The organism is Algoriphagus sp. PAP.12 (assembly GCF_026652115.1).
GTDB lineage: Bacteria > Bacteroidota > Bacteroidia > Cytophagales > Cyclobacteriaceae > Algoriphagus.
The window spans coordinates 161,340-175,972 of the sequence record NZ_JAPPSQ010000002.1; the positions used below are offsets into that span (position 1 = coordinate 161,340).

General features: G+C 38.7%; 12 protein-coding genes. 7 read left to right on the top strand and 5 right to left on the bottom strand.

What is annotated here, in order from left to right; all coding sequences use genetic code 11:
- The first annotated feature begins 7 nt into the window (after window positions 1-7).
- The 3 genes from O0V13_RS04100 to O0V13_RS04110 all read left to right on the top strand — a co-directional run bounded on the left by O0V13_RS04100 (window position 8) and on the right by O0V13_RS04110 (window position 3,674).
- A complete protein-coding gene (locus tag O0V13_RS04100; protein ID WP_268033721.1) occupies window positions 8-574 on the top strand; it encodes a helix-turn-helix domain-containing protein in 567 nt (188 codons plus the stop codon).
- 70 nt (window positions 575-644) lie between these two features.
- Entirely contained in the window at window positions 645-2,864 is a 2,220-nt protein-coding gene (locus tag O0V13_RS04105; protein ID WP_268033722.1) for a heavy metal translocating P-type ATPase, read from the top strand.
- A 114-nt stretch (window positions 2,865-2,978) separates the two neighbouring features.
- Window positions 2,979-3,674: an SIMPL domain-containing protein gene (locus O0V13_RS04110; protein ID WP_268033723.1), complete on the top strand. Its 696-nt coding sequence runs from the start codon at window positions 2,979-2,981 to the stop codon at window positions 3,672-3,674.
- 25 nt (window positions 3,675-3,699) lie between these two features.
- On the opposite strand, the gene O0V13_RS04115 is transcribed toward O0V13_RS04110, so the two are convergent.
- On the bottom strand, window positions 3,700-4,263 hold the full coding sequence (locus O0V13_RS04115) for a Pycsar system effector family protein (protein WP_268033724.1): 564 nt from the start codon (window positions 4,261-4,263) through the stop codon (window positions 3,700-3,702).
- Window positions 4,264-4,321: 58 nt separating this feature from the next.
- Complete coding sequence (locus O0V13_RS04120) at window positions 4,322-6,490, bottom strand: B12-binding domain-containing radical SAM protein (protein WP_268033725.1); 2,169 nt, start codon at window positions 6,488-6,490, stop codon at window positions 4,322-4,324.
- Between the two features lie 127 nt (window positions 6,491-6,617).
- Here O0V13_RS04120 and O0V13_RS04125 point away from each other — a divergent pair, with 127 nt between their 5' ends.
- The 3 genes from O0V13_RS04125 to O0V13_RS04135 all read left to right on the top strand — a co-directional run bounded on the left by O0V13_RS04125 (window position 6,618) and on the right by O0V13_RS04135 (window position 8,928).
- Entirely contained in the window at window positions 6,618-7,076 is a 459-nt protein-coding gene (locus O0V13_RS04125) for a DUF1456 family protein (protein WP_268033726.1), read from the top strand.
- A gap of 104 nt (window positions 7,077-7,180) precedes the next feature.
- On the top strand, window positions 7,181-8,068 hold the full coding sequence (locus O0V13_RS04130; protein WP_268033727.1) for a dienelactone hydrolase family protein: 888 nt from the start codon (window positions 7,181-7,183) through the stop codon (window positions 8,066-8,068).
- A gap of 107 nt (window positions 8,069-8,175) precedes the next feature.
- On the top strand, window positions 8,176-8,928 hold the full coding sequence (locus O0V13_RS04135; protein WP_268033728.1) for an NYN domain-containing protein: 753 nt from the start codon (window positions 8,176-8,178) through the stop codon (window positions 8,926-8,928).
- Between the two features lie 127 nt (window positions 8,929-9,055).
- Here O0V13_RS04135 and O0V13_RS04140 read toward each other — a convergent pair whose 3' ends face one another.
- Window positions 9,056-9,469: a DsrE family protein gene (locus tag O0V13_RS04140; protein WP_268033729.1), complete on the bottom strand. Its 414-nt coding sequence runs from the start codon at window positions 9,467-9,469 to the stop codon at window positions 9,056-9,058.
- 10 nt (window positions 9,470-9,479) lie between these two features.
- Complete coding sequence (locus O0V13_RS04145) at window positions 9,480-10,088, bottom strand: Tat (twin-arginine translocation) pathway signal sequence containing protein (protein WP_268033730.1); 609 nt, start codon at window positions 10,086-10,088, stop codon at window positions 9,480-9,482.
- A gap of 410 nt (window positions 10,089-10,498) precedes the next feature.
- On the opposite strand from O0V13_RS04145, the gene O0V13_RS04150 reads away from it, so the two are divergent.
- A complete protein-coding gene (locus O0V13_RS04150) occupies window positions 10,499-12,028 on the top strand; it encodes a thiol-activated cytolysin family protein (protein ID WP_268033731.1) in 1,530 nt (509 codons plus the stop codon).
- Window position 12,029: 1 nt separating this feature from the next.
- Here the strand turns inward: O0V13_RS04150 and O0V13_RS04155 are convergent, their stop codons facing one another.
- Window positions 12,030-14,627 (bottom strand): serine/threonine-protein kinase, encoded by a 2,598-nt coding sequence (locus O0V13_RS04155; RefSeq protein WP_268033732.1) that lies wholly within the window; start codon window positions 14,625-14,627, stop codon window positions 12,030-12,032.
- Window positions 14,628-14,633 lie beyond the last annotated feature (6 nt).

The following is a 14,633-nucleotide window of genomic DNA, read 5'->3' on the forward strand; positions in this document are numbered from 1 at the left end:
AGGAAAAATGAGCTCAGAAATCAGAATAAAAAACATGGTTTGTCAGAGATGTGTCAGCGCTGTCTCAGACCTATTTCAAAAACTTCAAATACCTGTACAAAGAATTGAATTGGGAGGAGTTTGGATAGAAAATTCTTTAACTCAAGAGATGAAAAACACCTTATCCCAAGAACTTAAAGCTTTGGGATTTGAGCTTTTGGAAGACCAGAGTGCCAAAATAATTTCTCAAATCAAAGATTTTATTATTGAGGAGATTCAGCATAATGATTCCAAAAGGAATGAGAATTTTTCTACCCTGATAGCTCAGAAACTCCACCATGATTATTCTCACTTGAGCCGGTTATTCTCCACGGTAGAAGGGATTACCATCGAAAAGTTTATTACAAAGCAAAAAATCGAAAAGGTCAAAGAATTGATTTCTTATGGTGAATTAAGCCTCTCGGAAATTTCAGATTTGATGGATTATAGCAGCGTTGCCTATTTATCTTCACAGTTTAAAAAAGAAACAGGAATGACTCCTTCTGAGTTTAAAAAACTCAACTCCAAACCACGGACTTTTTTGGATAAGGTATAAATCAAAATCTTATAAAACTCATCTAAAATCCTATAAACAGCCATTCCCTATTTTTTCGGAAATTTGAATCATGAATAAAGAAATGATTCAGAAACAGACTTTTCCAGTTACGGGAATGACCTGCGCAGCTTGCGCCTCCAGTGTTGAAACCATCCTTACTCACACAGATGGAGTCCAGTCTGCCGTTGTCAATTTTGCGACTAATACTGTTCAGGTAGAATATAATCAAACCACCAATCCAGATCTTCTCAATGAAGCTCTTACCGCGATAGGCTATGGGTTGATTATCAATTCAAAAGATATCAATGAAAGCATTGAAAATGAACAGGATAAAAAATACCAGGACGTCAAAAAAAGAACAATTGGCGCTGCTATTTTAACCCTTCCTATTTTCATCTTAGGAATGTTTTTTATGGATTGGGATCCGGGAAAATGGATATCCTTGGCACTTTCAATTCCAGTCCTTTTCTACTTTGGAAAAAGTTTTTATATCAACGCATGGAAGCAAGCCAAAAATGGAAAAGCCAACATGGATACCCTTGTAGCTCTCAGTACAGGAATAGCTTTTCTTTTCAGCTTGTTCAACACATTATTCCCAGAGTTTTGGACCTCAAAAGGACTAATGCCTCATGTTTATTATGAAGCTGCTACTGTCATTATCACTTTTATTTCATTTGGAAAAATGCTAGAGGAAAAGGCCAAATCCAACACTTCTTCAGCGTTGAAAAAACTGATTGGACTACAACCAAAAACTCTAACGATAATAACTGAAGAGGGTGAAAAATCAATTCCAATCAAGGAAGTTCAAATTGGTGATAGGATCTTGGTTAGACCAGGAGAAAAGGTACCAGTAGATGGATCCGTAAGTGCTGGAAGTTCATTTATTGATGAAAGCATGATCAGTGGCGAGCCAATTCCTGTGGAAAAAACAAGCGGGAATCCAGTATTTGCCGGTACGATAAACCAGAAAGGGAGCTTTCAGTTTATTGCTGAAAAAGTAGGTGGTGCTACACTCCTTTCCCAAATCATTCAGCGTGTTCAAGAAGCCCAGGGAAGTAAGGCACCAGTTCAGAAATTGGTCGATAAAATTGCCGGTGTTTTTGTGCCGACAGTCTTAGGAATCGCTTTTCTCACATTTATTATTTGGATGGCATTTGGTGGTGAAAATGACTTTACACATGCTCTATTGACATCTATAGCTGTTTTGGTAATTGCATGTCCTTGCGCATTGGGACTTGCTACACCAACTGCAATCATGGTCGGTATGGGAAAAGGCGCCGAAAACAACATCTTAATCCGCGATGCTGAAAGTCTTGAATTGGGCCATCGCGTAAATGCAGTAATCTTAGACAAAACAGGAACAATCACCGAAGGAAAACCTAGCGTTAAAACCATTGAATGGCTTCATGAAAATGATAATTCTGATGAATCATCCATTCTATTGGCTCTGGAAGGCCAGTCGGAGCATCCTCTCGCCTCTGCCGTCGTCCGATATCTCGAAGTAAAAGGAAATAAGAAAGTTTCCTTAGAATCATTTGAAAGCATCACTGGACAAGGAGTAAAAGCAAAATATCTAGGCAAAGAGTTTTTCGTTGGCAACCTACGTCTGCTCAAGAAGTTTAATCTTTCGCTTTCACAAGAATGGAAAGACAAAGCTGAAAATTGGGAGCAAGAAGCCCAAACAGTGGTTTATTTTGGAAATGAGGACGAGTTGATTGCTATGATTGGAATTCAAGATCAGATAAAAGCTAGTTCAAAGTCCGCTATCAAGCAATTACACAAAATGGGAATTGAAGTCCACATGCTGACAGGAGATAATCAGCATACGGCAGAATCAGTTGCCAAAGATCTGGGAATCAAACAATTCAAAGCTGGGGTCCTTCCTTCTGATAAATCCGAATATGTCAAGCTCCTCCAATCCCAAGGAAAAATTGTAGCTATGGTTGGTGACGGCATTAATGATTCAGAGGCTTTGGCTCAAGCAGACGTCAGCATTGCCATGGGGCATGGGTCAGATATTGCGATGGATGTGGCAAAGATCACATTGATTACCTCTGATCTTCAAAAGGTTCCTCAAGCCTTCAATCTCTCCAAACTGACTGTTAATGGAATTAAGCAGAACCTTTTTTGGGCTTTTATTTATAACCTTATAGGTATTCCTGTAGCCGCTGGAATTCTATATCCAATTAATGGATTCCTTTTGGATCCTATGATTGCAGGAGCGGCGATGGCCATGAGTTCTGTCTCTGTAGTTGCTAATAGTTTGAGATTAAAAGGGAAGAAAATCTGAGTATTTCAATTCCTAATTTTCCTTAAATCCAGTAGAAAAGCGCATCTAATTAGGTAGCGAAGCAAAACTGGACTGCGTTTTGAAGATATGATCACATTACCAAAATCAACACATATGAAAGCATTATTGACATTTCTAGTGGCAACAGGCTTGGCATTTTCTTTACAAGCCCAAGAAGTTCAACAGGTACCTCTTATTGAAGTACAAGGGTATTCAGTAAAATCAGTATCACCAGACGAAGCAGTATTCTATATCAATTTGGAAGAAAAGTCCATGAAAGTGACTGATGCAACCAAAATGTTGAACACCAAAACTGAAAACCTTGCAAACCAACTCAAAAAATCCAAAATCAGAGACTATAAATTAGTAGCAGATAATTATTCAGTCAATATAAATCGAATCTACAGAAGTGGAGTATCTAGGGATAGTGGATACGTAGCGAGACAATCCCTTCAAATCATCACCAAAACCACAAATGAAGACTTACAAAAGATTTCTGATGCCATACAAGATGCAGGAGATATGAGTTTCAATTTGAGTTTTAGAGTTTCTGAAGCGACTACCAAGTCAATGGAAAACACATTGATGAGAGAAGCACTTTTGGATGCTCAGTCAAAAGCAAATTTGATTGCCGAGACCTTAGGAATTAGAACAATTCGTGTATTTCATGTTTCCCTGGATCAACCAGCATCTCCGCTTCCAGTTATGAGAATGATGGCAGATGGAGCACAAGCCGAATCGGCCAAAATGATGATTGCACCAGATGGACAAAAAATAGAAAAACGAGTTTACGTCAAATTCACGTATTAAGAGAAGCCGCCTAGAGCGGCTTTTTTTATGACATTAGTTGAGTTAAAAAAGCTAAAGCTCCTATTACAACTCCAATTGAAAAGGCCAAATAGGCATATCTGAGAAGTCTGTATTTTTGATTCAACACCATGCTTTGATAATACAAAGAGGTGGACATCTGATCCATAATATCCTGTCTCGAGGACATTGTTTTTTTAAGATGTGAGAAATACTCATCTTTCGTCAAATGTGATACTGATCCAAAAAATATCAAAGATGGATTTTCTGTTTTTTGACGGGGTTTCCCTACGATTTTTGGTTTTGCTGCTTGAATAGCCAAAATGGTCGAAGCCAAACAAAAAACTACAAAAAGCAGAATCGGAATCTGCATCCCTAAATTAGAATCCTCAATCTGATTGGAAATAGAACCATAACCAATCAAGGCAGCCATAGAGGAAATTACCAAGGCATTGATACTGATGATAATATTTGCCTTATTATCAGCAATTTTCAACAATTGAGAATTATTATTAAAAGTCACCCTGTAGAAGGTTTGTCTTTCTCTGGATGTCTTATCCTTGGACTCCTTATGTATGATTTGCTCTTCCATTCGATGTTAATTTAACAATTTTTCGACATAGGATATCAAAGCATAAGTTTTGAATATTTTAAATAATCAAAAGTCCATTTTCTTTTAAAATCTGCCAAACTTCAGATTCTATCAATTCCTGAAAATCACCATAATTAGCCTCGTATTTTTCACGAATTACCTTAAGTCTATTTAATGGCTGTTGATAGCTAATTTCTTCCAGCATTTCCATGACCCATTCCCCAAAATCTACCGGTAATTCCAAGGCAAAATCTTCCTTTTTCCCCGAAAAAATCAAATCAACATTTTCTTCATCCAAATAAACCAACTCAGGCAACTCTCCTATCCAAATTATTCTCAATTGGTCTTTGTAAACCAATTCTGGCTCATCGTTCACCTGTCTCTGAATATATTTTTTAGGAATGCTCGTAGGAGGAACTTTCGTTTCAAACCAATCACTTAGAGGAATCTCAAAACCTACTCCATGCATGTAGTTGAACAGAGACTTTTTCAAACCCACTCCAAATAAATCATGATTTGCTCCACTTGGATCCTCATGTGCCAATTCATTATTGGCAAAGGTGCCGGGGTGTGGATACAAGTTTTTGACTTGAAAACCTTGAGGATTGAGTCCAACAGGGCTATGAGTGGTCATAGCAAATCGATGCCAAAATCCAGATTGAAGAACCCCTGATTCGAATAATTGGCGAACCATTTCCAATGAATCAATGGTTTCCTGGGCCGTCTGAGTTGGAAAACCATACATCAAATAGGCATGAACCATTATTCCAGACTGGGTAAAGTGATTGCAAACCTGTGCCACTTGAGCGACTGTCACCCCTTTTTTGATCAGATCCAATAAGCGATCAGATGCTACCTCCAAACCGCCAGAAACTGCTATACAACCAGAAGCACGAAGCAAACGGCAGAGATCCGCTGAGAAGCTTGATTCAAAGCGAATATTCGTCCACCAAGTAACAGAAAGTCCTCTTCTAAGGATTTCTATTGCCAAATCTCTCATCAAAGCAGGCGGTGCTGCCTCATCTACAAAATGGAATCCATTTTGACCAGTTTGAGCTATAATCTCTTCAATTCGATCACAGAGAATGGAAGCACTGATAGGTTCATAACGCTGAATATAATCAAGGGAAATATCGCAGAAAGTACATTTCCCCCAATAGCAACCATGGGCCAAAGTCAATTTATTCCATCTCCCATCTGACCAAAGTCTGTGCATGGGATTAGCCACTTCGATAACCGATAAATAATCACGAATTGGCAAATCAGAATAATCAGGCGTACCTGTTTCTCTTTGAGGAATATCCTTGACTTGACTACTATTGACCCATTTGACTTTTCCATCTTTCCGCAGGAAAGTTCTTTTCAACTCTTCTTGAGGTATGTTTCCAACAATATGGTCCAACAAAAGCCTTACAGGAGCCTCTCCATCATCGAGCGTGATATAATCAACATAATCAAATACCCGTGGGTCTTTCAAGGATCTCAATTCTGTATTTGGGTACCCTCCTCCCATCCAGACAGAAATATTGGGATAATTTGATTTGATAAATTGAGCGCATTTTAAAGCTCCATATAAATTCCCTGGAAAAGGAACTGAAAAGGCAACTGACCTAGGTTCAAACAAGCGAATCTTTTCATCCAATAACTCCCAAAGCCAGTCATCCAACAATCCATTTGGATCTTGAAGTGCTTCCTCCATTTCATCAAATTCCTGAGCACTGATCGCCAATTGTTCTGCATATCGACTAAAGCCAAAATGAGGATCAATAGCCTCTGAAATCAAATCTCCCAAATCCTCTAGATACAGGGTTGACAGATAACGAGCTTTGTCTCGAATACCCAATGTTCCAAAAGCCCAATCCGTATCATCCTTCTGCTCAAATCGGGAAGCTTCTGGTAAATAATCTCCCTCCACAATTCGATAAGCAAGAGTGGGATTTTTATCCTGAAGGAAGCCGATAACAGAATCAATTGTCTGCAGGTAATTCTTTTTCAATCGGAAAATCCTAGACGCATTCTCTGATAATTCCAGCTCTTGAGATTCTATCAAATCAAAAATTTCTATCAAACCTTCTTTTGAAAAAATTCTCAAGATCAACTCAATACCCAAATCTGCCTGATTGGAAGGGATCGTAAGAGTATTCAAAAACCCCTTCAAATAGGCCGTTGCAGGATAGGGAGTGTTAAGTTGGGTAAAAGGTGGAGTGATAAATAAGACTTCGGTCACAGCAATTGAATTAGGAATCAAAGATCAGGTTAAAATTTGGCAAAAACCTTCCTCAAAACCTAAAAGATCAATCTCAGACCATTCACCTTTCAAAAAAGCCTTAAATTCGCCCACCAAACAGAATCAAATGAGCAACAACGACATTCTAAAAACCCTTCGCTATTCTTTCGATTTCAATGATTTTGAGATGATCAACCTATTCAATGAAGGTGGAATGGAAGTCAACAGGGAGCTTGTTAGTAACTGGCTCAAGAATGAGGAAGACCCGGCATATCAAAAAATCATCGACAAAGAACTCGCTGCATTTCTGAATGGATTGATCATTTTGAAGAGAGGAAAAAAGGATGAAAATCCACCTGTTGCTGAAAAATCACTTAACAATAACATGATCCTTCGAAAGTTGAAAATCGCACTTTCTATGAAGGACACCGATATGTTAGAGGTTTTTGAATTAAGAAAATTCAGAATCAGCAAACATGAATTGAGCGCATTTTTTAGAAAACCTGATCAGCACCAATACAGAGAATGCAAAGATCAGATTCTCAGAAACTTCCTTATGGGATTACAATTGAAGCTGAGAGGTTAATCAATCCTCCACCTTTCATCGAATCTATTTCTCAATTCCTCACTTTCACCATGGAAATCTGCGATTTTTTGGGCATCTTCCTATAGCTCAAAACAACAACAACCATGGATAAACTCAAAAAAGAAGACATCCCTCAGGAAGTCTTTGATCTGTATGACTATTACGCCCATAATAAACTTGAAAGAAGAGTTTTTATGGAAAAACTTTCTGCTTATGCTGTTGGTGGAATCACTTTGACTACGCTCATGAGTACCATGATGCCTGATTATGTCACCACGGCAACTATCCTGGATAATGACGAGCGTATGCAAAGCTCTGATTATGTCTTCTATGACTCTCCAAAAGGAGGCGGAGAAATCCGAGGGCTTCTTTCCAAACCTGCCGGCTCTGGTAAATTTCCAGGAATTGTAGTGGTTCATGAAAACAGAGGATTGAATCCCTATATCGAAGATGTCGGAAGGAGATGCGCTGTAGCAGGATTTATTTCCATTGCTCCAGATGCACTTTGGCCATTGGGAGGATACCCTGGAAACGATGACAAAGGACGCGAAATGCAGCGGGAAAGAGATAGGGATGAGATGTTGGAGGATTTTATAGCAGCCTATAATTATTTGAAAAACCATCCAGACTGCGATGGAAATGTTGGTGTTGTAGGATTCTGCTTCGGAGGATGGATATCCAATATGATGGCAGTAAGGCTTCCAGAATTAGGAGCTTCAGTACCATTCTATGGCGGTCAGCCTTCTGCAGAAGAGGCTGCGCAAATAAAAGCTCCATTAATGATTCAATACGCGGGATTAGATGAAAGAGTCAATGCCGGATGGCCTGCTTATGAAGAAGTTTTGAAAGCAAATGGAGTGGAATATCAAATGTTTATGTACCCTGATGTCAATCATGGTTTTCATAATAATACTACCCCTCGCTATGATGAGGCAGCTGCAAATCTAGCTTGGGATCGAACCATAGCCTTTTTTAAAGAACATTTGAAGTAAAATCAAACTGAGGGGCCAAAAGCCCCTTTTTTTTTGGCCTCCACTGAAGCATTTCCTAACTTAATCCCTTAATTAAATCATAATCAATTTTGGATTGATTCATTTTTATGAGAGAAAACAAATTCAATATTGCCGTCTTGATCGATGGCGACAATGCACAAGCCAAGCTAATCAAAGAAATTCTAGAAGAAGTTTCCAAATACGGAAAGGCCACAATTCGGCGAATCTATGGAGACTGGACTACTCCTCAAATGAACAGTTGGAAAGAGGTAATCAACCAATATTCCTTTAATCCCATTCAGAAATTCGCCTATACAACCGGGAAGAATTCAACAGACAGTTCGCTGATCATAGATGCAATGGACATCCTCCACAGCAATTCGGTAGATGGGTTTTGTATCGTTTCATCAGATTCAGATTATACAGGGCTAGCAAAGAGAATCCGTGAGGAAGGGATGTTTGTAATGGGAATAGGCAGAAGAATCACCCCTCAGGCCTTTGTACAGTCTTGTGAGATTTTCACATTTGCCGAAAACTTGGGTGAAGAAGTGGAAGAAGAGAAAAAACCTGAAAAAACAAGCTCAAGACAAAATGTGGTAGCGGCAGAAAGTCCCACAAAGAGCTCCCATCCTAAAATTGACTTGCGTTTAATTGATCGGGCATTTGAGATTTCTTCAGATGAGGAGGAAGAAATACATATTGCCAAAATCGGAGCCTCCCTTAGAAAAATTGATCCAAGTTTTGATCCCAGAACTTATGGTTTTCGAAATCTGACTGATTTATTCAAAAGCCTCAATAAATACGTCGTCGTCCGAAACGAAGTGAATGGATTGAATTATCCCTTAGTAAAGCTGAAGTAGGCAATAGAGACTCTCAAAAGCACTAAAGGTCACATTGAGCGAAGTCGAAATGTAATTAATGCCATTAATATAAGGCTTCGACTCCGCTCAGTCTGACAAATTTTAAGAATTTGAGACATTCTACTTGCTATTTACTCTCCTTGATATAACCCCACCCTTCTTTTTGCTTTTGGATGATCTCCAAAATACCGTCGGGTACAGTTCCAATCCCTTCGATCAAATCTTCCTTTGCTATCTCATGTCTTTTCAGAGTCATCTCACAGACAACCATAGAGACATTTTCCCTTTTTAACAGGTCTACAAGAGCTGCTGAAACAGACGACGTATTCTTCAGAGCCATATTGATTGAACTGCTATACAAAACCAACTCAAACTCTGACTTAGGATAAGCCTCAGACATCATATTGACATGACGAATAGCCGATTGATGTACGCCCTCATCAGGGCTAGTGATATCAAAGACAATTTGAACCTCGGGACTCTGTCCAAAAGCATTCAACACTAATATGAAAGCAATTCCAAATACTAAGAGCTTTTTCATAATCTAAGAATTAGCCCCCTGCAAATACATATGCGCATCCATGTTTCTGGGCCCTTTGCAAAGCCCAAACACCAGAAGGAACGATTTGGATCCCCGGTTCAACAGCAGCTTTAAAATCAGCATATACATCAGCCGCTTCCAGTCCCATTTGACCCGCAATGACACCGCTGTAAAAGTTCATTGCAAGATCACAAACGCAGAACATAGCACCACGAGCTTGAAGATCTTTAATCCCTTGAATAGCAGGAATTGGGAAATCCCCTTCAGTTGGCGCATAAAAAGGATTCCTTTCCGAAGGTTGCTGGGTTTTAGGATCATTGATTCCATAAACTGTTCCTAGTTTATATTTCTTCCAAACTGAGCTGTTCATTGCAAATGGAATTGCAGAGTGCCTTAAAACTGTCATAGCTGTCATATCAGAATCTGGCACGTCAGTTTGATTATTGGTCAGGTAAAATGCCCAGTTCCAGATTATTGGAAATCCATCATGCGGGGTAGAACCATCATAAACTATACGGTGGGTACCTTTCACTCCTTTAAACCATTCTTCAGCATCATTTAGGATCTTAGTATCAGATTTGGTTTCAGCTTGGACAATTCCACCGGAAAATGCAGTCAATCCACCAATTGCGGCCCCATAGCTAAGGTCTCAATAAAACTTCTTCGAGAATTACAATTTTCTTTGCTCATTTTAAAAATATTTAAGTTGAACATTCAATAAATATCGTAGAACTAAATAAAAATTGGCTTAGTTAATATAAGAAAAATACAACATAAATAACCACAAACAACTCATTTAAAGGTTTTTAAAATTACAATTCTCAAAATAATTAAATTTAACTAAATAATATTTTAACTTAACTATCAGGAATTTTACTAGTTAAAATATTACTATTTTTTAAGTACAATTAAATAAAAAAAGTACTATTTAATCAGAGAAATAAAAGTTTTTAAAAAAAAACCAACACCTCGTTACCACTTTTTAATGCTTTTGTCGCCTTTAGAAATACAACCAAAATTCTATTCGCCATGAAAGCAAATTTTCAAATTTTCAAAAAGGCCATTTTTGCCTTTACTATGGGGATTTTTATGTATTCCTGTGATTTCGGAAACAATGACGATCCGATCAAAATATCTCCAGATGCTGAGACAATTGGAGAATATCTAAAAGGGTTAAATAACGACCCAAACAACGTTTTAAATGTTCAGAGTATCACTGGTTCTTCGCAAAGGACTCAATTAGGAACCAATACCCAGAGCACCAATTTTAGCGGTGGATATACAGAATGTAAAACTGTCACATATGACCTTAGAAACAATTTTGAAGACATCGCTATCCTAAGACCTACCAATGGGATAATTTATCCCGGAGCATTGGTAATAGCTGATGAAGCAACTTTAGGAGGATTACCTACACCTGCAGGAGTGGATAGAGCCCCAGTGGATTTACGAATTGATCTCCCAGGCATTGGTGAAGAAGGAAGCTTCACCGTCGATAGCCCTAGCAATTCCAATGTCCAATCAGCATTGGATGGGGTTTTGGAATATTGGAATGCAAACGCCTATCAGGAAGGCTATGTAAATGCAGCAAATTCAAGCTATGTGGCTAAAACTTCCTATAGTTCTCGTCAATTAAGCATGGATCTTGGGCTAAATGTTGAATGGGCAAGAGGAGACGTTTCAGCACAATTCAGCTATGAATCTACCAATACAGAACGGGTGGCCATGATGGTATTCAAGCAAGTCTTCTACTCAGTAACTATGGATCCTCCTACTAACCCAGGAAATGTTTTCGGCCCTTCTGCTACACAAGCAGACATAGAGGCTAAGTTTGGACCTAACTCCCCTCCTGCATATGTTCAAGCTGTGAATTATGGCAGAATTATCATGTTTAGAATGGTTACTACTGAAAGTGCTACTGATGCGGAGCTGGAAGGTACTCTCAACTATGCCACAGGACTCACTAATGTATCTGGAACAGTAGAAACGAAGTACAAAAGTATTTTGAACAAATCCTCGATCACAGTGGTAACCATCGGAGGAAATGCATCTGTCGCTTCCAATGCAGTTGAAGCAAAGACTTTCGCAGATTTGAATTATATCATCACTGGAGATAATGCTGTTTATTCCAGAAATAACCCTGGAGTCCCTATCTCCTATAAGCTTCATTATCTCAAAGACAATACGACAGCCAAACTAGGCTATACCACAGAATATCAAGTAAAGACTTGCACTGATGTAAAGTATCCGGCAAAGAATGTTTCATTGAATAATAAAAATGGATTCTTGGGAGTAACTATGAGATTCACTATCGCCTATAAGACTAAATCTGGAGGAAATACATATAATCAAACAATTGCCAGTGGAGACATCTCTACCAATACGAAAAAAGTCAAAACCGTCCCTGCAGGTGCATTTGATATTCGGATCACAGTCGAATACAAAGATGGCTTTAAGTGGAAATTCCTAAGTGATTATGAATACAGCAAACCGACAGAGCTGTGTTTAGAATCAACTCAAACGTTTACATCGGTTACAGTCAGAGGAGTATCTTGCTAAATCATTCATTAGATGCCAAGCCCCGATAATATTCAGCTTTTTCTTTATTATCGGTTGCTTGGTAGGCTGATGCCAAAGATGAATTCAATGAAAGTATTGCCTCTTTGTTCGACTCTTTATCTTCTTGATATGCATCCCGGGCTTTCTCTAAATATTCTATGGCGATAGGATAATCCCCCATTGCTAGCAGGCACTCTCCTACCGTCTGTTGGCTTTGGGCGATATCCGGGTGGCCGTCAGAATAAATACTTTCCCTTATTTCAAGCCCTTTCTTGTAATAAGTGAGGGCTTTTTCATAATTACCTTCTGCTTCTTCAACCTTACCCAAATTGACATATGGCGAAGCTTGCCTTGGGTTATTGGCATCCATGGTTACTTGAAAGTTTTCAGCAGCTTTCAAGTAATATTTTTTAGCACTCGGATAATCTTTTAAACTAAAGTATGCATTTGCTAAAGATCCAGACAATGCGCCAAAATAATAATGACTTTCTCCCATCAAAGAATCTATGATCACCAATGCCTTTTCATAAATGGGAATTGCTTCCTCTGCCTTTCCCAATCGAATCAAAGTTCTGGCGGTATTTCCCATACTAGCAACGGTCTCCACATGGTAGTCTCCCAAAATTGTCCTTCTCTGCCTAAGGGACTCCTGAACGTACCCGAGTGCTATTGAATCCTCCCCTTTTTTCTGATTCAATGTCCCTAGGTAATTATAGGTATAAGCAATTTCTAAATGAGGTTCTTCAAACAATTGCTTTTTCATATTTAAAGCCTCCATCAAATACTTCTCAGATTCATCTAATTCACCCATGTCTATCAAATTTGCACCGATCATATGAAGACTTGTTGCTAAGTCTAAATTGGGAGGATCAAAATAAGTGAGGTATATATCATAAGCTGCTCTGTAGGAAGAATCAGCCTCGGCATTTCTTCCCAAATCATACAAGGAGTTTCCTTTTTGGTATAATGTGATGGCCATCATTTCTGAATTCCCAAGCCCATTTTCTTTGAGCAACTGAACAGATTGATTCACCAAAACCAGGGAGGTATCTATGTTTCCATAGTAATAATACCCACTTGAAAGCTGAGTCAATCGTTCAGCAGTAATCTCTGGATTTGTATTTGAGAGTGAGCTATTGATTTCATATGCTTTTTCAGCAGCCTCCATTCCTTTATCATATTGACCGAGGTTAAAAAAAATCGGAGAAAGCCTGGCTAGCATATCCGCATACAATTCAGGATTGTCACCTGTGTTTTTCTCCAAATCTTCCAACCCTTTATTAAGTAACTGAACAGCAGTAATGGTATCTGCACCGCCTACATTTGGATCAGCAGCCAAGAACACATCCGACATTAAATCTGTAATCTGGTTTGCCCGTTTGGCCTCTTCTTGAGCTATATTTCTTTGCTCAGCTAATTGAACGGTATAATAGACCCCCATAGCCAAAAGCAAAAGAAACGCCCCTCCAAGTGAGGATAACATTGCTCTATTTCTTCGGAAATACTTTTTGCTTTTGTATGACCATGTGGTCTTTTCAGCAAGAACTGGATAATTATTCAAGAAAGCTTTGATATCTCTAGTCATCTCATCCACAGACCCATAGCGCTCCTCTGGATTGATTTGCATGGCTTTGGAACAGATCATTTCCAAATCATCTGCAAAGGGAACATTTCCAAAGTCTGAGAAAAGAGAAAAAGTTAAGCTTTCTCCTTTCAAAATTGCATCCTTCAGGTTTTGTCGTTCATCAAAAAAGTTGTGAAAAGGATGTTCTCCTGACAACAATTCCTGAAAGATTACTCCCAATGTATACAAATCAGAGTTGGTTCCAACGTTTGTCTTTTGAATTTGTTCAGGTGACGCATAGGCCAATGTAAAACTACCCGATTGATCTTCTCCTTCTTCCATCATCTTAGAAACCCCAAAATCCAACAATTTCACCTGCTCACCTTCATGAACGATGATATTTTGAGGCTTTAAATCAAGATGGGCTATTAAAGATTGGTGTGCATATTTGACAGCTTGGCAAACCTGAAGAAATAAGTCAATCCGATTATTTAAACCTAGCTTCTCTGCATTACTATGTTCGATTAGATTTTTACCAGAGACCCATTCCATCGTAAAATAAGGTCTCTCATCATCTGTAAATCCCCCATCATAAAGTCGAGCAATATGTGGATGATTAAGCTTAGCAAGTATCTGTCTTTCCTTTTGAAAAAATTCGCGAAATGAACTATTCATCACAACTGGCTTCATTAATTTTATTGCCACCGTCTGATCAAATTGCCTGTCTATTCTTTTTGCTTTAAAAACGGACCCCATAGCCCCTTGCCCTACCAAAGATTCTAATTCAAAAGCTCCAATTTTTGAACCTACAAGGTCTTGATCATTTTCCAGAACATTAAATATACTTGGCGCAGAAATATTAAAAATAGGATGAGCTTCCCGATCTGCTTCTAATAATAATGTCAATTGACTATAAAGGTCTGGATCTATCTCTTGAATTTCATTCAATAAAAGTACCTGATCCTCTATGGATAAAGCTGTCAGTTTGTGAAAGGCATTTTCCAATACCTTCCACCCCTCTTTCCTCTTACTCATGGTATT

Coding starts and splice junctions, on each gene's coding strand:
- O0V13_RS04140 (WP_268033729.1), bottom strand. CDS start 9,469: ATGAAAAAGCTCTTAGTATTTGGAATTGCTTTCATATTAGTGTTGAAT.
- O0V13_RS04105 (WP_268033722.1), top strand. CDS start 645: ATGAATAAAGAAATGATTCAGAAACAGACTTTTCCAGTTACGGGAATG.
- O0V13_RS04155 (WP_268033732.1), bottom strand. CDS start 14,627: ATGAGTAAGAGGAAAGAGGGGTGGAAGGTATTGGAAAATGCCTTTCAC.
- O0V13_RS04115 (WP_268033724.1), bottom strand. CDS start 4,263: ATGGAAGAGCAAATCATACATAAGGAGTCCAAGGATAAGACATCCAGA.
- O0V13_RS04150 (WP_268033731.1), top strand. CDS start 10,499: ATGAAAGCAAATTTTCAAATTTTCAAAAAGGCCATTTTTGCCTTTACT.
- O0V13_RS04100 (WP_268033721.1), top strand. CDS start 8: ATGAGCTCAGAAATCAGAATAAAAAACATGGTTTGTCAGAGATGTGTC.
- O0V13_RS04130 (WP_268033727.1), top strand. CDS start 7,181: ATGGATAAACTCAAAAAAGAAGACATCCCTCAGGAAGTCTTTGATCTG.
- O0V13_RS04125 (WP_268033726.1), top strand. CDS start 6,618: ATGAGCAACAACGACATTCTAAAAACCCTTCGCTATTCTTTCGATTTC.
- O0V13_RS04135 (WP_268033728.1), top strand. CDS start 8,176: ATGAGAGAAAACAAATTCAATATTGCCGTCTTGATCGATGGCGACAAT.
- O0V13_RS04110 (WP_268033723.1), top strand. CDS start 2,979: ATGAAAGCATTATTGACATTTCTAGTGGCAACAGGCTTGGCATTTTCT.